Source organism: Streptomyces sp. L-9-10 (assembly GCF_004151105.1).
In the GTDB taxonomy this organism is placed as follows: Bacteria; Actinomycetota; Actinomycetes; order Streptomycetales; family Streptomycetaceae; genus Streptomyces.
In genome coordinates this window covers 33,619-54,337 of the sequence record NZ_PHRF01000020.1, presented here as the reverse complement: position 1 = coordinate 54,337, position 20,719 = coordinate 33,619, and the positions used below count along the sequence as shown (strand labels likewise).

20 protein-coding genes are annotated in these 20,719 nt (G+C 72.7%); 9 read left to right on the top strand and 11 right to left on the bottom strand.

Translation table 11 applies throughout. The features are described from left to right. The first annotated feature begins 43 nt into the window (after positions 1-43). Positions 44-748 carry a copper homeostasis protein CutC gene (locus tag CU044_RS04230; RefSeq protein WP_129767081.1) on the top strand — a complete coding sequence of 235 codons (705 nt, stop codon included), beginning with the start codon at positions 44-46 and terminating at the stop codon, positions 746-748. A gap of 351 nt (positions 749-1,099) precedes the next feature. On the opposite strand, the gene CU044_RS04225 is transcribed toward CU044_RS04230, so the two are convergent. After that, positions 1,100-3,187, bottom strand: coding sequence for an ATP-binding domain-containing protein (locus tag CU044_RS04225; RefSeq protein ID WP_240045329.1), 2,088 nt, complete (start codon positions 3,185-3,187; stop codon positions 1,100-1,102). 434 nt (positions 3,188-3,621) lie between these two features. Between CU044_RS04225 and CU044_RS04220 the strand changes: the two genes are divergently transcribed. The 3 genes from CU044_RS04220 to CU044_RS04210 all read left to right on the top strand — a co-directional run bounded on the left by CU044_RS04220 (position 3,622) and on the right by CU044_RS04210 (position 5,522). After that, entirely contained in the window at positions 3,622-3,819 is a 198-nt protein-coding gene (locus CU044_RS04220; RefSeq protein ID WP_129767080.1) for a hypothetical protein, read from the top strand. A 200-nt stretch (positions 3,820-4,019) separates the two neighbouring features. Next, positions 4,020-5,135: a glycosyltransferase 87 family protein gene (locus CU044_RS04215; protein WP_193563876.1), complete on the top strand. Its 1,116-nt coding sequence runs from the start codon at positions 4,020-4,022 to the stop codon at positions 5,133-5,135. 48 nt (positions 5,136-5,183) lie between these two features. Beyond that, positions 5,184-5,522 carry a hypothetical protein gene (locus CU044_RS04210; protein ID WP_129767079.1) on the top strand — a complete coding sequence of 113 codons (339 nt, stop codon included), beginning with the start codon at positions 5,184-5,186 and terminating at the stop codon, positions 5,520-5,522. Positions 5,523-5,640: 118 nt separating this feature from the next. On the opposite strand, the gene CU044_RS04205 is transcribed toward CU044_RS04210, so the two are convergent. Next, complete coding sequence (locus CU044_RS04205) at positions 5,641-7,284, bottom strand: DNA repair helicase XPB (RefSeq protein WP_129767078.1); 1,644 nt, start codon at positions 7,282-7,284, stop codon at positions 5,641-5,643. Positions 7,285-7,514: 230 nt separating this feature from the next. Between CU044_RS04205 and CU044_RS04200 the strand changes: the two genes are divergently transcribed. Next, positions 7,515-8,195, top strand: coding sequence for a VanZ family protein (locus CU044_RS04200; protein ID WP_240045328.1), 681 nt, complete (start codon positions 7,515-7,517; stop codon positions 8,193-8,195). 312 nt (positions 8,196-8,507) lie between these two features. Here CU044_RS04200 and CU044_RS04195 read toward each other — a convergent pair whose 3' ends face one another. Beyond that, positions 8,508-9,047, bottom strand: a complete 540-nt coding sequence (locus CU044_RS04195) for a GNAT family N-acetyltransferase (RefSeq protein WP_129767076.1) — start codon at positions 9,045-9,047, stop codon at positions 8,508-8,510. A 97-nt stretch (positions 9,048-9,144) separates the two neighbouring features. On the opposite strand from CU044_RS04195, the gene CU044_RS04190 reads away from it, so the two are divergent. Further along, positions 9,145-9,327, top strand: a complete 183-nt coding sequence (locus tag CU044_RS04190) for a hypothetical protein (RefSeq protein ID WP_129767075.1) — start codon at positions 9,145-9,147, stop codon at positions 9,325-9,327. 72 nt (positions 9,328-9,399) lie between these two features. Here the strand turns inward: CU044_RS04190 and CU044_RS04185 are convergent, their stop codons facing one another. Next, a complete protein-coding gene (locus CU044_RS04185) occupies positions 9,400-11,982 on the bottom strand; it encodes a helicase C-terminal domain-containing protein (RefSeq protein WP_129767074.1) in 2,583 nt (860 codons plus the stop codon). Between the two features lie 267 nt (positions 11,983-12,249). Between CU044_RS04185 and CU044_RS04180 the strand changes: the two genes are divergently transcribed. Then, positions 12,250-13,326, top strand: a complete 1,077-nt coding sequence (locus tag CU044_RS04180) for a hypothetical protein (protein ID WP_129767073.1) — start codon at positions 12,250-12,252, stop codon at positions 13,324-13,326. Between the two features lie 101 nt (positions 13,327-13,427). On the opposite strand, the gene CU044_RS04175 is transcribed toward CU044_RS04180, so the two are convergent. The 4 genes from CU044_RS04175 to CU044_RS04160 all read right to left on the bottom strand — a co-directional run bounded on the left by CU044_RS04175 (position 13,428) and on the right by CU044_RS04160 (position 17,364). Beyond that, entirely contained in the window at positions 13,428-14,303 is an 876-nt protein-coding gene (locus CU044_RS04175; protein ID WP_129767072.1) for an AraC family transcriptional regulator, read from the bottom strand. A gap of 129 nt (positions 14,304-14,432) precedes the next feature. After that, positions 14,433-15,236, bottom strand: a complete 804-nt coding sequence (locus CU044_RS04170) for an ABC transporter ATP-binding protein (protein ID WP_129767071.1) — start codon at positions 15,234-15,236, stop codon at positions 14,433-14,435. Continuing rightward, the gene (locus CU044_RS04165) at positions 15,233-16,333 is read right to left on the bottom strand and encodes an iron chelate uptake ABC transporter family permease subunit (protein WP_129767070.1); all 1,101 of its coding nucleotides are present in this window, start codon (positions 16,331-16,333) and stop codon (positions 15,233-15,235) included. The genes CU044_RS04170 and CU044_RS04165 overlap by 4 nt, the downstream gene beginning before the upstream one ends. Further along, complete coding sequence (locus tag CU044_RS04160) at positions 16,330-17,364, bottom strand: iron ABC transporter permease (protein WP_129767069.1); 1,035 nt, start codon at positions 17,362-17,364, stop codon at positions 16,330-16,332. Before CU044_RS04160 ends, CU044_RS04165 begins: the two co-directional genes overlap by 4 nt. Positions 17,365-17,563: 199 nt before the next feature. On the opposite strand from CU044_RS04160, the gene CU044_RS04155 reads away from it, so the two are divergent. Next, positions 17,564-18,193: an HAD hydrolase-like protein gene (locus CU044_RS04155; RefSeq protein ID WP_129767068.1), complete on the top strand. Its 630-nt coding sequence runs from the start codon at positions 17,564-17,566 to the stop codon at positions 18,191-18,193. Here CU044_RS04155 and CU044_RS04150 read toward each other — a convergent pair. Continuing rightward, positions 18,178-18,444 (bottom strand): hypothetical protein, encoded by a 267-nt coding sequence (locus CU044_RS04150; protein ID WP_129767067.1) that lies wholly within the window; start codon positions 18,442-18,444, stop codon positions 18,178-18,180. The two genes, CU044_RS04155 and CU044_RS04150, sit on opposite strands and share 16 nt — an antisense overlap. Before the next feature lie 194 nt (positions 18,445-18,638). Here CU044_RS04150 and CU044_RS39990 point away from each other — a divergent pair, with 194 nt between their 5' ends. Then, a complete protein-coding gene (locus CU044_RS39990; RefSeq protein WP_129767066.1) occupies positions 18,639-19,022 on the top strand; it encodes a cold-shock protein in 384 nt (127 codons plus the stop codon). A 96-nt stretch (positions 19,023-19,118) separates the two neighbouring features. Here CU044_RS39990 and CU044_RS04140 read toward each other — a convergent pair whose 3' ends face one another. Both CU044_RS04140 and CU044_RS04135 read right to left on the bottom strand, forming a co-directional pair. Further along, complete coding sequence (locus CU044_RS04140; RefSeq protein WP_129767065.1) at positions 19,119-19,967, bottom strand: 1,4-dihydroxy-6-naphthoate synthase; 849 nt, start codon at positions 19,965-19,967, stop codon at positions 19,119-19,121. Beyond that, complete coding sequence (locus CU044_RS04135) at positions 19,964-20,716, bottom strand: futalosine hydrolase (RefSeq protein WP_129767064.1); 753 nt, start codon at positions 20,714-20,716, stop codon at positions 19,964-19,966. Before CU044_RS04135 ends, CU044_RS04140 begins: the two co-directional genes overlap by 4 nt. Between the last annotated feature and the right edge of the window lie 3 nt (positions 20,717-20,719).

Genomic DNA, 20,719 nt, shown 5'->3' with positions numbered 1-20,719 from the left:
AGTCATGTCCCTGACCCGCCGGCATACGTATGAATGAGGTCCCATGAGTAAGCGTGCACTCCTGGAGGTGATCGCTCTCGACGCGGAGGACGCGGTCGCCGCCCGGAACGGAGGCGCGGACCGCCTTGAACTCGTCACCGACATGGCGGCGGACGGGCTGACCCCACCCCGCGAGACCTTCGCGAAGATCCGGGCCGCCGTCGACATCCCGCTGAGGGTGATGCTGCGGCTGGCCGACGGATTCGCGGTGGGCGAGCCGGGAGGCGCGGACGCCCTGGCCGAGGTGGCGCGGGGGCTGCGGGCGGAGGGGGCGGACGAGTTCGTCCTCGGCTTCCTCGACGCGGACGGGACGCCGGACCTGGTCACGGTGGAACGCCTGATCGCGGAGCTGGACGGCTGCCGGTGGACCTTCCACCGGGCGATCGACCGCGCGGCCGACCGGGACGCGCTCCGCAAGCAACTGGCGGATCTGCCGGGCCTGGACACGTACCTCACGGCGGGCTCGGCGGCGGGCGTGGACGACGGGCTGCCAACGCTGCTGGCGGAGTCGGAGGCCGGGGCGCGGGGGGAACCGGGGTACGGGGCGCGGCTGATGGTGGGCGGCGGACTGCGGCTGGACCACGTGGGGGCGCTGCTGGCGGCGCGGGTGGACGCGTTCCACATCGGGGGCGCGGCGAGGTTGGGGGGCTGGGGGGGATCGGTATCGGCGGAGGCGGTACGGGGGTGGCGCGACGTCATCGACGCGTAGCGCCTTCCGGCGGGGGGGCGTCCGGGGGGTTCGTCTTTGGCTGGGGCCGGTTTTCGTGTGCGGGTTGTTGCCGGGGGCGTTTGTCTTTGGCTGGTGCCGGTGGTCCGGGTGCGGGTTGTTGCCGGGGTGTGCTCCGGGGCTCGCGTCCGGGACTGCATGCTGTGCTTTCCCGGGGGGACACCCCCGGACCCCCGTACGGCGCACGGACGCCCGAACCATCGACTGGCCGGAGTCGCGCCGTACATCATGCCGTCCGGACATGCGCCTCCGGAGGCCCCGGCGCCCGGCCCACGACAACGCAACCGCAACCCGGCGACCGCACCCCGCACCCCCCGCCCCCGCCGGACGGCGCTACGCGGACAGTGACCCCGGCATCTCCGTCGCGTGCACCACGATCAGGCCCGACACGGCTCGCGTCAACGCCACGTACAGCCGCCGCAGCCCCGTCCGCTCGTCCGGTTCGCCGTCGACCACCGCCGACGGCTCGTCCAGGACCACGTAGTCGTACTCCAGGCCCTTCGCCAGGGACGCGGGCACCAGCGTCAGACGGGCCTCGGCCGTCGTCTCCTCGCCCGGGGACAGGTACGGCAGCCCCGCCGCCGTCAGCGCCTCCCGCAGCGCCGGGACACGGGCGTCCGCCGCGATCAGACCCGTGGAGCCCTCGTGCGCGAGTGATTCCACGCAGGCGGCGACGACAGCGCCGTCGAGGCCCTCCGCCGCCACCGACCGTACCGAGAGCGAGCCCGGCGACTCACGGACCGACGCCACCTCCGCCAGCCCCGGCGCGATCGACGGCAGCAGTCTCGACGCGTACGCGATCACCTCGCGCGGCACGCGGAAGCCCGCCGTCAGTTCCTCCACCACCGCGTCCGCCTTGCCCAGGTGCCGCAGCGCGTCGGCCCAGCTCGTCGTCGCCCAGGGCGTCGTCCCCTGCGCCAGATCGCCCAGTACCGTCGCCGAGCCGGTCGAGCAGCGGCGGCCCACCGCGCGGTACTGCATGGGGGACAGATCCTGCGCCTCGTCGAGCACGACGTGGCCCAGCGAGTGGGTGCGGGCGATCAGATCGCCCGCCTCGTCGATCAGTACCGCGTCCGCCGCCGACCACTTCGCCGACTTCACGCTCCGCGCCGGCTTCGTCCACAGGATCGTCTTCTGCTCGTCGGGCGTGAGGACGCCCTCCGCGTGCGCCGCGAGGAACTCCGCGTCGGAGAGCAGCCGCAGCACCAGCTTCGCCGGATCGACGGGTGGCCAGATCGCCTTCACCGCCGCCTTCACCGCCGGGTTGCGGGCCACCGCGTCCTGTACGCGGTCGTCCGGCGCCTCGCCCGCCTCCTCCATCCGGACGAGCACGGCGTGTGCGATCCGCTGCGGGAGAGCCTCGCGCGCGGCGCCGTAGCGCATGTCCCGGGCGAGCAGCTGTCCGACCATCTCTTCGAGTTCGTACGCCGGTACCCGCCACCGCCGCGAGCCGCGTACGACCACGACGGGCTCGGCCGGCGGTGTGACGTGGGACCGTACGGCCCGTCTGAGGACTTCGGCCATGCGGGCGTCGCCCTTGACGACGGCGGCGGGCGCGGGGTCCGCGCCGCGTACGTCCACCGAGCCGACCAGATCGTCCACCGTCGCCTGCCGTACCTCCAACTCGCCCAGCGCGGGCAGGACTTGCTCGATGTATTGGAGGAAGGAGGCGTTCGGGCCGATGACGAGCGTGCCGGTACGGGCCAGCCGCTCGCGGTGCGCGTACAGGAGATACGCGACCCGGTGCAGGCCGACGGCCGTCTTGCCGGTGCCGGGGCCGCCCTGGACGCAGACGGAGCCGCCGAGGCCGCTCCGTACGATCTCGTCCTGCTCGGGCTGGATCGTCGCGACGATGTCGCGCATCGGGCCGACGCGCGGCCGTTCGATCTCGGCCTGGAGCAGTTTGCTGGAGCGCGCGGCCTCGGCGGGATCGGACAGGTGCTCGTCCTCGTACGCGGTGATGTCGCCGGCCGTGTAGCCGAAGCGCCTGCGCAGCCCGACGTCCAGCGGCTCCTTCCTGGACGCCCGGTAGAACGGCTGGGAGGCGGGGGCGCGCCAGTCGATGACCATGGGATCGCCGCCGGCGTCGTGGACATGGCGCCGGCCGATATAGAAGCGCTCGCCCTCCGCGCCCTCGGCCTCGGCCGCGCCCACGGGGTGCAGGTAGTCGAGGCGGCCGAAGAAGAGCGGGGTGTGGGCGAGATCGGCGAGCGCCTTGACGCGGTCCTCGATCTGGGCCTCCAGGACGGCCGCGTTGACCCAGTTCGCGGTGACATCGCGGATGTCGAGCGCCTGGACGTCCTCACGCATGGCGCGGAGGGCGGAGCGGGAGGCGGCGAGGTGGGCGCGCTCCCGCGCCAGCAGGGGGTCCTGGGAGTCGTTGCCGGGGGTCGTGGCGGGGTCAGGGGCGTGCGCGGACACGGTGGTGCCTCCGGGGGCTTTACGCAGGCCGACGGGCCGCACCCCGTCGGGCGACGGGCCGCGGTGGCCGTTCGGCGTGGATCACGTCATGGCGGTCGGCCGTCCGGTTTCCGTCCGGACGACGGCGCTCCGCGAGGGAGGCGGGCAAGGTGGGCGATTGTAGCCAGCAGGTGACGAGGAGACGAATGGTTTTCCGCGGGGGCTCACGCCGCGGGGCGTGCGTACCGGTCCGGCGCGGGGCGTGCGTACGTTCCGGCGGGGGCGTGCGTACGGTCCCGCGGGGGTCCTCGGCGGCGGGAGCGCGTCCGTCCTGCGGGCCATCCGCGGCCTCCACCCCGTAGGGGATGCCACGGGACCGGAGTCGTACACGGCCTCGCACGAGGCTCAAACCGCAGGGCGATGACTCATCCGGCGCATGTGCCCATCATGGATGTATGAGTACCGCGACCTTTACCCCGGCCCATGCCCCGCACGGTTCGCCGCTCCCCGGCGCGACCGCCACGGGTTCCGTCTCCCACCACGCCCACCACGTCGGCAACGCGCTGCGTGCCGTCAAGGTCTTCGTGAGCGCCGCGTTCAACGTGGCCGTCCTCGGGGAGTACGCGGAGGAGGCGGGTATCAAGCGCCGCTGACCCGTACCGAGCACCGCCGGCGCGTATCGCGCCAATCGCGCGCCACCCCGTCCCGCCGCGCTCCTGAGTAGCGCCTCTGATCCACTAGGGTCGCGGCCGTGACCTACCGGACCGTGACGCCTCGTTCACTCGCCGCAGTGGGCGCGCTCGCCCTGTCGCTGGCCGCACTCGCCACTCTCTGCGTCGCCCGGCGCATCCCCATGGCCGACACACTCGTCTACCGTGCGGAAGGCGCTGCCGTCGTGGACGGCACCGATCTCTACGGTTTCACGGTCACCCAGTGGCAACTTCCCGCCACCTACCCGCCGTTCGCCGCGATCCTCTTCGTACCCACCACCTGGCTGTCCCTCGACGCCCTCAAGGTCGTCTTCGTCATCGGGAACGCGGCGCTGCTGGCGCTGCTCGTACGGCTGTCCTGGCGGTTCGCGGGGATGCCCGCCGGTCCTGTGCCGCTGCTGGCCGCCGTCGCCGTCGGGCTCTGGCTCGAACCCGTCTTCCAGACCGTCCTCTTCGGACAGATCAACCTCGCACTCGTCTGCCTCGTCCTGTGGGACCTGTCGCGGCCCGAGCAGGCGCTCGGCAAGGGGTTCGCGCTCGGTGTCGCGGCGGGCATCAAGCTGACTCCGGCCGTCTTCATCGTGTATCTGCTGGTGACCGGGCGCGTACGGTCAGGACTGATCGGCCTGGCCGCCTTCACCGGCACCGTGCTGCTCGGCGCGCTCGTACTGCCCGAGGCGAGTGGCGAGTTCTGGACGACGCGTCTTTTCGAGACGGGCCGGGTCGGCAAGGCGTGGATCGTCGACAACCAGTCGCTGCAAGGGATGCTGGGACGCCTCCTGCACACCGCGGAGCCGGGCGTGGTGTGGGCCGTGGCCGCCGGGGCCACGGCGGTCGCCGGGCTGTGGATCGCCCGCCGGGCCGTCGTACGGGCCGGGCTGGAGACCTGGGGCGTGCTGGTCATGGCGCTGACCGCGCTGCTCGTGTCGCCGATCAGCTGGTCGCACCACTGGGTGTGGTGCGTACCGCTGCTGGCGGTGCTGATCGCGGAGCGCCGGTTCCGTACGGCGGCGGCGGTCGGGGTGGTGTGGACGGCGCGCACCTTCTGGATCGTGCCGCACGACGGCGATCTGGACCTCCGGCTGCCGTGGTGGCAGCAGGTGCCGGCGTCGCCGTACCCGCTGCTCGCGCTGGGGCTGCTGGTGTTCGCGGCGTGGCGCACGGGCCCGGGGGCGGACAAGGGGGACTCCGCCCTCGTCCTTCCGGTGCAGCGTGCGGAGGCCGGCTCGGGGGTGAGTACGACGGCGGGTACGGGGTGAGTACGGGCGCCGAAGCGGGGCGCCCCGTCCCGGTGATGTCATCGGGGCATGGAAACGACGACGGTCCCCACCCCCACTCCGGAACAGACCACCGACCGCGGCGCCCTCCTCGCTCTCCGGCTCTGGGCGCTGGGCGGTCTCGGGCTGCTGCTGGGCGGCTATGTCCTGTTGGCCGTCATCGCGCTGACCGACGCGGTCGATCCGGGCGACGGCGTCGCGGGCGCGTACATCAGCGCGGGCTTCTGGTCCCTCCACCTGTCCGGGCTCATCGGTCTGGCCGCGGCGGCGCTGCCGGGTGGCTCGATGCTGCGGGGCGTGCGGAGCGGGGCGGTGGGGGCGCAGTACGTGCTGCTGGCGGCGGGGCCGGTGCTGGCGCTGATGGACTGAGACGGCCCGGGGGGCCGGGGGCACGTGGGGTCCCTGAGGCCCGGGGGCCCGGGGGCCGGTGGGCACGGAGGCGCGCGGAATCCCATGGGCCCGGAGGCCCGTGGCCCGGAAGCCCGGCTCAGTTCTCCGCCAGCAGCTCGTCCGCGTCGACGATCCGGTAGGCGTAGCCCTGCTCCGCCAGGAACCGCTGGCGGTGCGCCGCGAAATCCTGGTCGATCGTGTCGCGCGCGACCACCGAGTAGAAGCGGGCCTCGTGGCCGTCCGCCTTCGGGCGCAGGACACGCCCCAGGCGCTGGGCCTCCTCCTGGCGGGAGCCGAACGTACCCGAGACCTGGATCGCGACCGTCGCCTCCGGCAGATCGATCGAGAAGTTCGCGACCTTCGACACGACCAGCACCGAGATCTCGCCCTGCCGGAACGCCTCGAAGAGCTTCTCGCGCTGCGCGTTGCTGGTCTCGCCCTTGATGACGGGGGCGTCCAGATGCTCGCCCAGCTCGTCGAGCTGGTCGATGTACTGACCGATGACGAGGGTCTGCTCGCCCCGGTGCTTGCGTACCAGCGCCTCCGTCACCTTCCGCTTCGTCGCGGTCGTCGCGCAGAAGCGGTACTTCTCCTCGGTCTCGGCCGTCGCGTACGCCAGTCGCTCGCTGTCGGTCAGATTGACCCGTACCTCGACACAGTCCGCCGGAGCGATATAGCCCTGCGCCTCGATCTCCTTCCACGGCGCGTCGAACCGCTTCGGCCCGATGAGCGAGAAGACGTCCGACTCGCGGCCGTCCTCCCGTACGAGCGTCGCCGTCAGCCCGAGGCGGCGCCGGGCCTGGAGATCGGCGGTGAACTTGAAGACGGGCGCGGGCAGCAGATGCACCTCGTCGTAGATGACCAGGCCCCAGTCACGGGAGTCGAACAGCTCCAGGTGCGGGTAGACGCCCTTACGGCGGGTGGTCAGCACCTGGTACGTGGCGATGGTGACCGGGCGGATCTCCTTCTTCGTACCGCTGTACTCGCCGATCTCGTCCTCGGTCAGTGACGTGCGCTTCACCAGCTCGTGCTTCCACTGGCGGGCCGAGACGGTATTGGTCACCAGAATCAGCGTCGTCGCCTTGGCCTCGGCCATCGCACCGGCCCCGACCAGCGTCTTTCCCGCGCCACAAGGCAGCACGACCACACCCGAACCGCCATGCCAGAACCCCTCGACGGCCTGCTTCTGATACGGGCGCAGCGCCCAGCCCGACTCGTCCAGCTCGATGGCGTGGGCCTCGCCGTCGACATAACCGGCGAGGTCCTCGGCCGGCCAGCCCAGCTTGAGGAGCGTCTGCTTGATCTGGCCGCGCTCCGAGGGGTGGACGGCGACGGTGTCCGGGTCGATGCGGTTGCCGACCAGCGGCTGGACCTTCTTGGAACGGAGGATCTCCTCCAGCACGGGACGGTCGGTGGAGGTCAGGACCAGCCCGTGGGAGGGGTGCTTGGAGAGGGTGAGCCGGCCGTAGCGGGCCATCGTCTCGGCGACATCGACGAGCAGCGCGTGCGGCACGGGATACCGGGAGTACTCCACGAGCGCGTCGACCACCTGCTCGGCGTCATGCCCGGCGGCACGGGCGTTCCACAGCCCGAGCGGGGTCAGCCGGTAGGTATGGATGTGCTCGGGGGCGCGCTCCAGCTCGGCGAAGGGCGCGATGGCGCGGCGGCAGGCGTCGGCCTGCTCGTGGTCGACTTCGAGCAACAGGGTCTTGTCGCTCTGGACGATGAGGGGTCCGTTCACGCGCGGCTGCCTTTCGGGGATGGCTCTGCACGGCCGAATGACCAGTGGCCAAATGACCAGTGTCGCGCATCTTCGGCGGATCGGGGACGGGGGCGCGTATCCGGGGCCTGTCTCCGGGGCCGGGGGCGCGTATCCGTGACGGGCCGGGGCACCCGGGGTCTATGACCGCAGAGACGGAAAGGCCCAACCCGGCGAAGGCTGTCCCAGGGAGTATTCCGTGGGGGCGTGCTGTGCTGCGGATTCTCATCATGACGGTGGCGCTGGTCGCCCTGACGGGGTTCGCCGCGGTACTGGCCGAACTGACTCTGACGCCGTCTCCCGCGTCCGCGGAGATCGCGGGTGCCAATCTCAGGCCGGGGCACTCCCTGAGGCAGTACGCGGAGGACTACACGTTCCTCGCCGCGTGCAAGCAGATCGGCGGGAATCTGCTGATGGGGGCGCCGTTCGGACTGATCCTTCCGGTGCTTGTACCGCGCAGGCTGCGGATGGTGCGGGTGGTGGTGCTGACGGCGCTGGTGATGGTGCTGGTGGAGCTGGCGCAGGGGGCCGTGGTGCAGGGGCGGGCGTTTGATGTGGACGACGTGATTCTGAACACGAGTGGTGCGTTGATCGCGTATGTGCTGGTGGGGAGGCTGATCGGGCGGCGCTTCCACGCGCTGGGCGCGGTGGGCGCGCAGGGCGCGCCGGGTGCGGGTGCGGGTTCGTCCGCCGGGCGGAAGTCGGAGCCTGGGCGGCGGCCCCAGGCGAAGCCGAAGGGTAGGCCTGTGATGACGAAGGCGAAGCCGAAGGTCAGGTCTGGGGCGACGAAGGCGAAGTCGGCTGCGGCGAAGGCCGGGGCCAAGACGAAGCGGTCCGGCTCGGCGCCTGGGGCGGCTTGGCGCGAGCGGCTTGGCCGGCTCGGTCGGCGCTGATCGCCTCACGGCGGGATGCGGTGCGCCGTCCGGCGGGGTGCGGGTGCGGTGCGCCTCCGGTGCGGGGTGCGGGGTGCGCCTGCGGCGCTGGGGCCGGTGGTGGTGCCGGGGGTCGGGGTCTCCGGAGGTCCGTGTCCGGACTGCGCTGCGATCCATATGCGACTCCGTCGCGTGGTCACCGCGCTTCGCGCGAGCTGCGACGCTTTACGTCCGGACACGCACCTCCTCCGACCCCGCCCCCTCCCGCCCGTGGTCGGCCCCGGCCGCCGCCCGGCTGGGGCAGGGGCGCCTCGGGCGGTCACCCGTCCGGGCTCAGTTCAGCGGAAGTTCCGTCAACATCACCGCGTACACCGGCGAGTCAGGGAAGGGCCGGCGCTCCCCGACTTTCCGGAAGCCCCAGGACTCGTGCAGGCCCTGAACCCTGGGATGTTCTACGTCCACCAAGAGGACGGCGAGATCCTCGTCGCGGGTTTCGAGCAGCATGCGCGTGACCAGCTCGGCGACGCCCTTCTTGCGCCACTTCGGGCGGACGGCCAGCTCGGAGTAGGCGAACGTACGGGTCTTCTTCGGCGCGGGGTCGAGGTGCTCGCGCCACCACTCGCGGTCCGGGTTGGCGGGGGCACCGTACGCGAAGGCCACTGGCTCGTCACCGTCGTACGCGATCACACAGGCGAAGGCAGGGGTGCCGCCCCAGTGGTCCACGAACCAGGGGAACTTCTTCTTGAACTCGTCATCCCTGTCGGTGCCTTGGGCTTCGGCGTGCACGTCGATGATCATCTGCCTGATCTGCGGCAGGTCCTCGTGCGTGAAGTGTCGGACGTCCAGCTCGGCGGCGCTCAAGCGCGGCTCCATTCGGATCGGTAGCGGTCTCCCCACTCTCTGGCGACGCTCGCGTCCGGTGCAAGGGTGATCAAGTCCCGGTAGTAGTCCCGAGAACTGGCGCTCCCCGGTGGCTGTGGTCCGGGGCCGGGGCGGCTGGCTCGGCATCCCCCGGCCCGACCGTACGGAACCGGCTCCCGTCACGCCGTACTGGGCCGTGCCGGTGAGACGGGCCGGGAAGCTGTGCCTCCCGGAGACGGTGGCTGAGCTGCTCCGGGTCGGGCAGGCACGGCTCGAAGGCGACGTCCGGTGAAGTGGTCGCCCCAGTCCGACGTACGGGGTGCGGACTGGGGCGGGGTGCCGATTCGTTCCGGGTGCCCACCAACTACGCCGGGTCGTCCGCCAGTTCCGCTACTCCCGTGATGCGGTGCAGCGGGTACGTGCGGACCTCGTCCGCCGTGTGGTCGTAGCCCGTGACGTAGCCGCCCTCCACCCGGACCGGGGCGATGACGCGCTGGCTGGCCGCGCCCTCCGCGTTGACGTAGCCGATCCAGACCGCTGAGCCGGTCATGGCGGCGGCCTGGACCGTGGCGAGGGTCTCGGCGGAGGTGGTGCGGGGGAGAGCGCCGTTTCTGGAGGCGGCTGCCGCGGAGGCCAGGGCCGCCGAGCCGGAGCCGGAGGGTTCGGGGACCGGTTTGTGGACGACCGTGGCGGCCAGGTCGCCCGCGCGGATCGCCTTCACCGCCGCGCCGAGCAGCGCCGTGTCCGGGGTGGGGGGTCCGTCCGGGACCGGGGCGGGAGCCGTTCTGGGTGGGGTGCGGTGGGCGTGGGCGCGGGTGATCATCACGTCGCCCTCGGCCGACTCCGCGGCCGGTGCGAAGCCCATGACGCGCAGCCCGTCGAGCAGGGTCACCGCGTCGGCGTGGCCGGCCAGTACGGTCGGGGCGAGGCGGCGCAGCCGTAGGCCCTGGGAGCGTTTGTCGGCGAGGATCTCGTCGAGTACGGCCTCGTCGTCGCAGCGTACGTAGGCGGAGGCCGCGCCGACCCGGAGGTGGCCGTGTTTACGGGCCACGTCGTCGATGAGGTAGGCGAGCGGCTGGGGTACGGGCGTACGGCTGTGGTTCCTGAGGAAGTCGTGCAGGTCGGAGGCCGACTGTCCGGCGTCGAGCGCGCGGCGTACGGAGCCGGGGGTGAAGCGGTAGACGGTCGCCCCGCCCTTCGACTCGACATCGGCCGCGATGGCGAGCAGTTCGGCCAGCGGGCGCAGGAGCGGGCCCGGTGCCACGGCGGTCAGGTCCGCCTGGAGGAGGACGTGGTCGAGCGGTTCGGGGAGGAGCGGCGCGAGGGCGCGGGCCGCTCGTGCGCCCGCTCCGGCCAGTTCGGCGGGGGTGCGTGCGACGTCGGTGCCGGCCGGGTCGCCTGAGGCGCGTACGACGTCGGTGGCAGCGGGGGCGTCCATGGCGTCCGGTGCCAGCAGTGCGCGTGCGTGCGACGCGAGCGCTCCCCGGCCCGTGATGCCCAGCATCTCCGCCTCGTTCAGCGTCCAGGCCGCCAGCCGTGCCCGCAGATCGTCATGCCGGCCGGTGCCGGACGCGCCGCGCAGGGGGCGTTCCCAGCGCAGTCTGCCGAGCAGCGATTCGGGGTCGGGGGCCGTGCCTTCGGGGAGGGTGGCGAGGAGGTCGAGGATCCGGCGCCGTACCTCGGGCGCGGCGCCGCGGTCCAGGTCGGGGCCGAGCGCGGCGAGCGTACGGCCCTTGGAGTCCTGGCTGCCGACCAGACCGGCCGTGCGGGTCGCCGTCAGCCAGGCCGTGGCGAGCCGTGCCCACTGCTCCGGGGCGGGCAGTTCCTGCCAGTCGTCGTAGGCGGGCGTCGGGGCGTACCGTTCGTCGGTTTCGCCGTCGGCCGCCAGCAGCCCTGCCGCGTAGGCGAGTTCGACCCAGAACGCGGCCACGGGCTCGGTCACGTCGAGAGCGGTGGCGGTGCGCTTGAGGTCACGTACGGACAGACCGCCGGCCCGCAGGACGTTCGGGCCGCCCTCGTTCCAGTCCTTGGCCAGTTCCTCGATGGTGGCGAGTGCCGTGTACGCCTGCCCGGCCGCCGTGTTGTCCACAACCTGTGGACGGGCGCCCGCGCTCGCATCCGAGGCGCGGGGCGCGATGGCGGGCGCCACGGGCTCCGGCGTACGGTGCGCGCGCCCGGCGCGCAGATGCAGCGCCGCCTCGCGCGGCAGGACGACCGTGCGGGTGGTCGCGGGCAGCAGCAGCCCGCGGTCGCGCAGCCACTGCACGGGTGGGGTGGGGCTGGAGGTGACCTCGCCGTACGGCGGCCCCCACACCAGCCGGTCCAGCACCGACAGGGCCTCCACGGGGGCCGTGTCGAGCAGCGCCGCCATCCGCGTACGGTCGGTGAAGAGCGCGGTGAGCGAGGCCACGGCGGATACCGGATCGTGGGTGGACGGCAGCCCGGCGGCGGTCAGGATCTCCTGGAGCCGGCCCGGCGACATGCCCGCGGTGGCCTCGGCGACCGTCGGGCCGAGCCCGGTCGGCGAGGGATGGGTGGGGGAGGGGGCGAGCAGCTCGCGGGCGGTGCGTACCAGCCGCAGCCGGTCGTCCGCGCCCCAGATCAGCGCCCGGTCGCGGAGGGTCTCCACCGCGCGGGGCAGGGCCGCCTCGATCTCCGGGTCGCCCTCGTCGCCGGTCAGCAGCGCGCGCAGCGTGTCGTACGGCGCGGGCTCCGTGGCGACGGCCAGGGCCTCCGCGGTCTGGAGCGTGAACCGGTCGAGCCGTTCCAGCGCCCGTACGACGGAGGCGCGGGTGCCCGCGCGCGTCGCGAGCTGCGAGAGGTCGCTCGGTACGGGGTTGAGCAGATCGGGGCGGGCACGCAGGAGCGCGACGAGCGAGCCGTCACCCTGGGTGCGCAGGGCCTCCGCGAGCGTACGCGGTGGCGTACCGCCGGTTCCTTCTGGCACGTGCGCCTCCTGGTCAGGCTTCGCGGGTCCCCATCCGTTCCACGTTAGCCCCTGGGAGGCGCTCCGCCCGCGCCCCCGGGCCACGGGGCGCCGCCGCGCCTTCTTCGTACTGGATGTTTCGTACTGGATGTACGGGCGGATGTGCGAGTGGGCGCGCGGGCGGGGCGCGGCGGTGCCGGGGTGGACGTACGGGAGTGACTTCGACACGATCGCCTACGGGTATCCGTCGTGATGGCGGCTGCCGGGCGTGCGTGTGCGGAGGACTGTGTGGGGATCGAGAGCGATCAGCTGGTCTATGACTATCTGAGCCGCGTGGGAGACGAGGCTCAGCAGCGGCATCTGCCCTCCGGGGACCGGATGCGGCTCGTGTCGTCGCTGCGGAACGAGATCGACGAGCAGCGCGGAAAGGCCGGCGGGGACAGCCCGGCCGCCGTGCGCCGCATCCTGGGGCGGCTGGGGACACCGGACGCGGTGGTACAGGCGGCCTCCCAGGGCTCCTCGGGCGACGACGCCCCCGCCCGTGCGCCGGAACCGCGGACCGCGCTGCCGGAGCAGCGCGCCCGCCGGGTGAAGGGAGCCAGGAGACTGGTCATCCCGGAACAGGCGTCGGAGTCGCCCGCCCCCGCGATGCCCGCCGCGTCGCCGCCGCATCTGGCGGGCATGGACGAGCTGGGCCCGTCCGGCCGGCAGCCCGACTGGTGGCGGATCGAGACGGGGCCGATGGGCGCGGGCCCGGCCGAGCAGGTGCCGGGGTTCGTGGGCGGGGTCGAGATCCCCGAGATACTCAAGCCGCCGCCGAAGCAGAAGCCGGGCAGGACGGCGGAGGGTGCCGAGGCCGCTGACGGCGCCGAGGCCGTCGAGGGCGCCGAGTCCGCGGAGGATGAGGACACGGCGGAGGACCAGGCGCGAGAGGCGGCGCGGGGCGCGGGCCGTCGCCGCCGGCTCCTCCGGCTCGCCCGCCGGAAGCAGAGCGCGGAGAAGGGGGCAGGCGGACGGGCCGGCGGACTCGCCCACCCGTTCCTGCTGCTCGCCGCCGCGCTGCTGGTCGCCGGGGCGGTGTTCGGCTCCTTGCTGGCCCTGGGCGGCGGCTGGCTCCTCGCGTACGCCTCCCGCACGCTCTCCCGCGCCGAGGCGAAATGGGCGGTCTTCGGCCTTCCCGGGATCTCGGCCGCCGGGGGTCTGCTCTGGCTCTGGGGGCGGCTGGACGGCCGCTGGGGCGAGGCGATCCCGGAGGACGGGATCGCCGACGCCCTGTCCAGCGCCTGGCCGGTGGTGCTCCGTACGGCGGCGGTGACCTCGGCGCTGTTTCTGGTGTGGCGTGCGCGGCGGAAGTCCGCGGGGTAGGGCCTCGGGGGCGGGGTCCGACTGGGTCCGGCGGGGTGCGTACGGGCGTCCGGACACCCGTACGCACCCCGCCGCCCTCAAGCAACCCCTCAATCAACCCCTCACTCCACCTCGCGCTCGACCCGGATCCACAACTCCGCGTCCGCCTGCGTCCCGTCCTCCGACAGCCGGGTGCGCAGCAGCTCCGGGCCCGGCACGCTCCGGTACGGGTTGGACGGGAACCACTGCGTGTAGACGTCCCGCCACAGGTACTGGAGCGCCCGCGGGAACTCCCCCGAACTCTCGAAGACCGCCCACGTCCCGGCCGGGACCGTCAGCGTCTCCATCCCCTCGGGCGCGGCGGCATCGGTCACCACGCCGTGCAGGTAGTCGAGTTCGGTGCCCTCCGCGCGACTCTCGGAGAGGTCGTCGGTGACGGCGACGATCCCGCGCGGCTCCTGGCCGGAGCGCTCCCCGAGCTCCTCCAGCCGCTGGAGCGTCTCCCGGCCGAGGCCCCGGATGAACGAGACGATCGCCGGGTTCATGCCCTCGTGCACGAGCGGGACCCGTGTCTTCGGGCCGACCACCCTGAACTCCGGCTTCTGGACTACTCGGTACCGCATGTCGGTACTCCCTTCGACGATGAGGCGAAAGGACATCCGTGGCTGGGAGCGCAGCGTCGCGCCGGTCCGCCGGGCCTCGCCGGGCCCGACGCCGTGCAGGGCACGGAACGCGCGCGCGAACGCCTCGCCCGAGCCGTACCCGTACCGCACCGCGACATCGAGCAGCGTCCGCTCCCCGCCGAGCACGTCCGCGCCCGCGACGGTGAGCCGTCTGCGGCGGATGTACTCGGAGAGCGGTATGCCCGCCAGCGCGGAGAACAGCCGCCGGAAGTGGTACTCCGACGTGACCGCGATCCGCGCGAGTTCGGCCACCTCGATCGGCTGACCGAGGTTCCGCTCGATGTGCTCCATGGCCTGGTTCAGCCGTTCCAGCATCACCGGACCTCCTTCCCTTACTGATCAGCCACGTTAGGGAGGGACCGCCCCACCGGACCCGGCAATCCGTGCCCGGTCCTGTCGGGTCGGCCGCGGCGGGGCCACGCGGCGCGGAGGCGGCCGCGAGGCTTACGAGGGGCCGCCACCCGGCCGGTACGGCGCGCCCGGCACCACCAGCGGCGATCCCGTCACCGGGTCCGGTACCACCACCGACTCCAGGCCGAAGACCTCCCGCACCAGCTCCGCCGTCACGATCTCCCCGGGCCGCCCCTCCGCCACGATCCGCCCCGCCTTCATCGCGACCAGGTGATCCGCGTACCGCGCCGCCTGGTTGAGGTCGTGGAGCACGATCACGACCGTACGGCCCTGGTCGTGGTTGAGGCGGCGGACCAGATCGAGCACCTCCACCTGGTGCGCGATGTCCAGGAACGTCGTCGGCTCGTCCAGCAGCAGCAGATCCGTCTCCTGCGCCAGCGCCATCGCGATCCACACCCGCTGGCGCTGGCCGCCCGACAGTTCGTCCACCGAGCGGTCGGCGAGGGCCGTCACGTCCGTACGCTCCATCGCGTCCGTCACCGCGCGCTCGTCCTCGTCCGACCACTGCTGCCACCAGTGCTGGTGCGGCTGGCGCCCGCGCGAGACCAGGTCGGCGACCGTGATGGCCTCCGGGGCGACCGGCGACTGCGGGAGCAGGCCGATGGACTGCGCGATCTTCCGGGTCGGGATCCGCGCCAGCTCCGTACCGTCCAGCAGCACAGAACCGCCGCGCGGCTTCAGCAGCCGGCCGAGCGCGCGCAGGGTCGTCGACTTCCCGCAGGCGTTCGGGCCGACGATCACCGACACCTGCCCGTCGGGGACGGCCAGGTCCAGTTCGTGGACGACCGTGCGGTCCTCGTACGCGAGCGTCAGCTCGCGGGCGACGATCCTGCTCATGCCTTGCCTCCTGCGGTACGGCCGGTACGGCCGCGGATGATCAGCCAGATCAGATACGGGGCGCCGACCGCCGCCGTCAGGACACCCACGGGGAGTTCGGTCGGTGAGAGCAGCCTGCGGGCCAGCAGATCGGCGAGGACGACGATCACCGCGCCGGTCAACGCGGAACACAGCAGCGGGATCTGCGCGGTACGGGTCATGCGCCGGGCGATCTGCGGCGCCAGCAGCGCCACGAAGTCGACCGGGCCCGCCGCGCCCGTCGCCACCGACGCCAGCACCACGCCGAGCAGGACGAGCCCGAGCCGTACGCGGCCGAGCCGTACGCCCAGGCCCGTGGCGGTGTCGTCGTCCATCGAGACCGTGCGCTGCGCGCGCGCCGCCCACAGCACCGCGGGCACCAGCGCGAGCAGCAGCCAGCCGAGCGGCGCGGCGGAGTCCCAGCCCCGGCCGTTGAGCGAGCCGGTCATCCAGACCTGGGCCTGCTGGGCGACCAGATAGTCGCCCTTGGTCAGGAAGAGCGTCGTGACGGAGCGCAGGGCGATCGCGAAGCCGATGCCGATCAGCACGAAGCGCGTGGCGTGCAGCCCGCCGCGCCAGGCGAAGAGGTACACCAGCGCCGCTGCGACGATGCCGCCGGCGACGGAGAGATACGGCAGGACGGTGTACGAGGTGACACCGAAGGTCATCGCGCCGACCGTGAGCGCGCTCGCGCCCTGGCTGATGCCGATGATGTCGGGGCTGGCGAGCGGGTTGCGCGCCACGGTCTGGATCAGCGCGCCCGCGATGCCGAACGCGAGCCCGACCAGCAGCCCGACCACCATGCGGGGCAGCCGCAGCGTGCCGACCACCAGATCGGCCGACGAGGTCTGTCCGAGCAGCACCTTCAGGACCTCGGACGGTGCTATGAAGCTCTCGCCGACGCTCAGATACGCCACGCACACGGCGGCCAGCGCGACGGCGAGCGCGACCGCCACGGCCGCCGCCCGCCGGTGCAGCAGGAACGAGGCGCGTCCGATCCGTACCCGCGTACAGCCCGCCGGGCGGATCCCGCCGGCCCCGGCGACACGCGCCGGGGCCTCCTTGAGAGCCGTCGTCATGCCGGCACCGCCTTCCGGCGTACGAGAGCGACCAGGAACGGCACCCCGAGCAGGGCCGTCATCACACCCGCCGGGACCTCGCTCGGCGGGAAGACGATCCGCCCGATGACATCGGAGACCAGCAGCATCACGGGACCGATCAGGGCCGCCATCGGCAGCACCCAGCGGTGGTCCGAGCCGACGATCGCGCGGGCGATGTGCGGAACGGCGAGCCCGATGAAGGCGATCGGCCCCGCCGCCGCGACCGCCACTCCGGTCAGTACGGTCGCGCCGAGGCCGCCGACGATCCGGACGGCCGCGACGTTCTGCCCCAGGCCCTTCGCCACGTCCTCGCCGAGGGCCAGGGCGTCCAGGCCGCGGGCCACGGATATCACCAGTACGGTGCCGAGCAGCAGGAACGGCCAGACCTGACCGGCCACTTCGGCGTCCCGGCCCGCGATCGAGCCCACCTGCCAGAAGCGGAACTCGTCCAGCGTCGCCGCGCTCGTCGTCAGGACCCCCATCGTCACGGAGACCAGCAGCGCGTTGATCGCCGCGCCGCCGAGGGCGAGTGTGACGGGGGTCGCGCCGCCGCGTCCCCGGGAGGCGATCGCGTACACCGCCACCGACGCCACCGCCGCGCCCGCGAAGGCGTACCAGACATAGCCGGAGAGGGTGTGCACCCCGGCGAAGGCGATGGCCAGGACGACGCCCACGGAGGAGCCCTGGCTGATGCCGAGGATGCCGGGGTCGGCGATCGGGTTGCGCGTGATGCCCTGGAGCGCGGTGCCCGCCAGGGCGAGCGCGGCGCCGACCATCAGTCCGATGAGCGTGCGTGGCACACGTAGTTGGCGGATGACCTCGGCGTCGTCGCTGTGGCCGCCGTGCAGCAGCGCGTCGACGACGGCGGAGGGAGCGACGGCGCGCGCCCCGACCGCGAGGCTCAGCAGGACCGAGAGCAGCACGGCGGCCACGGCTGCCGCCGTCCAGCCGATACGGCGGGCGACCAGGGCGTGTCTGGTGCTGTGGGTCGGCGGGGCGGCGGCTGGCATCGGAACCAATCGGACGGTGCGACAGGACGGGCGAGCGACGGCGGGACGGGAGAGGGGGCGGGCGAAGACGGAGGGACGGACGAAGAGGGACGGGCGGACGAAGACCGGCGGTGGTTAGGCTTGGCTAAGTCTAAGCACCCGGTTTCGGCCACCTCCCGGGGCCCGACGCGGGTACCGGCGCCCTGGGCACAATGGCCCCATGGCTTCCCTCACGGCTCGGCGACCGCTCACCGTCGGCTTCGACCTCGACATGACCCTGATCGACTCACGGCCCGGGATCCGCGCCGTCTACCAGGCGCTCTCCGAGGAGACCGGGGTGCCGATCGACGCCGATCTCGCGGTCACCCGGCTCGGGCCGCCGCTCGAACAGGAGCTGGCGCACTGGTTTCCGGAGGAGCGGGTCGGTGAAGTGGCCGACCGTTACCGGGAGATCTATCCCACATTCGCGATCCCGCCGACGCGCGCGCTGCCCGGCGCCCGGGAGGCCGTGACCGCCGTCCAGGAGCTGGGCGGGCGCGCGATCGTCGTCACGGCCAAGCACGAGCCGAACGCCAAACTCCACCTCACCCACCTCGGGATCGAGCCAGATGTGGCGATCGGCTGGCTGTGGGCCGAGGCCAAGGGCGAGGCGCTGCGGGAGCACGGCGCGTCGGTGTTCGTCGGCGACCACATCGGTGATGTACGAGGGGCGCACACGGCGGAGGCGCTCGCCGTCGCCGTACCCACCGGGCCGTGCGACGAGGAGGAGCTGCGCCGGGCGGGAGCCGATGTGATCCTGCCCGACCTGACGGTCTTCCCCGCCTGGCTGGAGGGTTACGCCGCAGGCTGAGACGGGTGGGCCCGCCGGCGCTGGGCCGCGATCGAGCGCAGCACACCCGCGCCCGCGATCAGGAAACCCACTCCCATCAGCATGCAGACGGCGTACGCGAGGGACGGGAAGGGCTCGGTGCCGAGGAACAGCGGCGCGACGGTGATCAGGGTGGCGAGAGCGCCGACGATGAAGACGATCGCGCCGATACGGACCAGTCCGTCGCCGGGGCCGGCCTCTTCCGTCGCACGTGGTTCAGGAGTAGCAGTCACGCCACCAGGGTAGTTCCCTGCGGAAAGCAGCGGACAGGAACCATCCGGCGACGTCTTGTCACCAGCCTCTGGACCATTAGCCTTGGTGATGGCGGGTCGATGGACCCGCTGTAGTGCTATCCAGAGCCGTTTTTGTGCGTCAGGGGGTGTCGACATCCTCCGGCGCCCCAACGAGTACGAGGACGAGGACAGACGTGCCTACCGGCAAGGTCAAGTGGTTCAACAGCGAGAAGGGCTTCGGCTTTCTCTCCCGCGACGACGGCGGCGACGTCTTCGTGCACTCGTCGGTCCTCCCCGCCGGAGTCGACGCGCTCAAGCCAGGCCAGCGCGTGGAGTTCGGCGTGGTGGCGGGACAGCGCGGTGACCAGGCTCTCTCGGTGACGGTCCTCGACCCGACGCCCTCGGTCGCGGCGGCCCAGCGCCGCAAGCCCGACGAACTGGCCTCCATCGTCCAGGATCTGACGACGCTGCTGGAGAACATCACGCCGATGCTGGAGCGCGGGCGCTACCCCGACAAGGCGCAGGGCGGGAAGATCGCCGGCCTGCTGCGCGCGGTGGCCGACCAACTGGACGTGTGAGCCGCACGGGGGCGGTTCCGGCGCGTGCCCCAGGCGGCGGCCGGCCGGACGGTTCGGACACGCGGCCACGGCGGTGACCGGCCGGGCGGATCAGGATCAGACGAAACGCAGCGCGTCGTGGCCGAGAGGCGGTACGAGCCCCTCGGCCGCGGCGCGGGTGAGCAGCCCGCGGACCGCCGCGTAGCCGTCCTCGCCCAGGTCCGCGGTGAACTCGTTGACGTACAGCCCGATGTGCTGGTCCGCGACCGCCGGGTCCATCTCCTGGGAGTGCGCCAGCACATACGGCCGTGAGGTCTCCGGATCGTCCCAGGCCATCCGTACCGACCTGCGGATCGACCCGGCCAGCAGCTGGAGCGCCTCGGTGCCCAGCGAGCGCTTCGCGATGATCGCGCCGAGCGGGATCGGCAGCCCGGTCGTGGACTCCCAGTGCTCGCCCATGTCGGCGAGGCGGTGCAGCCCGTAGTCCTGATAGGTGAAGCGCGCCTCGTGGATGACGAGTCCGGCGTCCACCTTGCCGTCGCGTACCGCGGGCATGATCTCGTGGAAGGGCAGCACGACGACCTCGCCCACCCCGCCGGGGAGCACATCCGCCGCCCACAGCCGGAAGAGCAGATAGGCCGTGGAACGCTCGCTCGGTACGGCGACCGTTCTACCGGTCAGATCGGCGCCCGGCTCCTTCGTCAGGACGAGCGGGCCGCAGCCCCGGCCCAGCGCGCCGCCGCAGGGCAGCAGGGTGTACTCGTCCAGGACCCAGGGCAGTACCGCGTACGAGACCTTCAGTACGTCGAACTCCCCGCGCTCCGCCATGCCGTTGGTGATGTCGATGTCCGCGAACGTGACGTCGATGTCGGGCGCGCCGGTGACCCTGCCGTGCGCCCACGCCTCGAAGACGAAGGTGTCGTTGGGGCAGGGCGAGTAGGCGATCTGCAGCGGCTGCGGGGTCATGACGGCTCCTCGAATACGGGGGTGAGCAGCGTGAACGCGTACCGCAGCGCGTCCAGCGCCTCGCCGATCCGCCAACTGGCGCGGTCGCGCGGGCCGACGGTGTTGGAGATCGCGCGGATCTCGGCGCACGGTACGGAGTGGGCGGCGGCGGCCTCCGCGACCCCGAAGCCCTCCATCGCCTCGGCGGCGGCGCGCGGATGACGCGCGGTCAGCTCGGCGGTACGGGCGGCCGTGCCGGTCGCCGTCGTGACGGTGAGGACGGGCGCGAGGACCGAGCGGACCCGCGGATCGGCGTCCAGGACCTTCGACAGCCGGGCGGTCAGCGCGGCCGGCGGAGAGTGGACGCTACGGCCGAAACCCAGCTCCTCGACCGGCAGAAAGCCGTCGGGGGCGTCGGCGCCCAGATCCGCGGCGATGATCGTGTCCGCGACGACGAGCGAGCCGAGCGGGGCGTGGGGCGCGAAGCCGCCGCCGATACCGGCGGAGATGACCAGATCGTACGGAGGGTCGTACGGGGAGGCCGCCAGCGCCGTCGCCGTGGCGACCGCGGCGGCCACCGGTCCCGCGCCGCCCGCCAGGACCTCCACCACCGGTATCCGCACGGACCCCGGCCGCGGGGTGAACTGCGCGTGGGTCGTCATCTCGTACCCACCCGTCAGCTCCCGGACACCGGCGCCCGCGAACCGGTCGAGGCCCGCGGCGACGGAGTCCGCCTCCGCGGCCACCGCCGTGACGACAAGTACACGCATGGC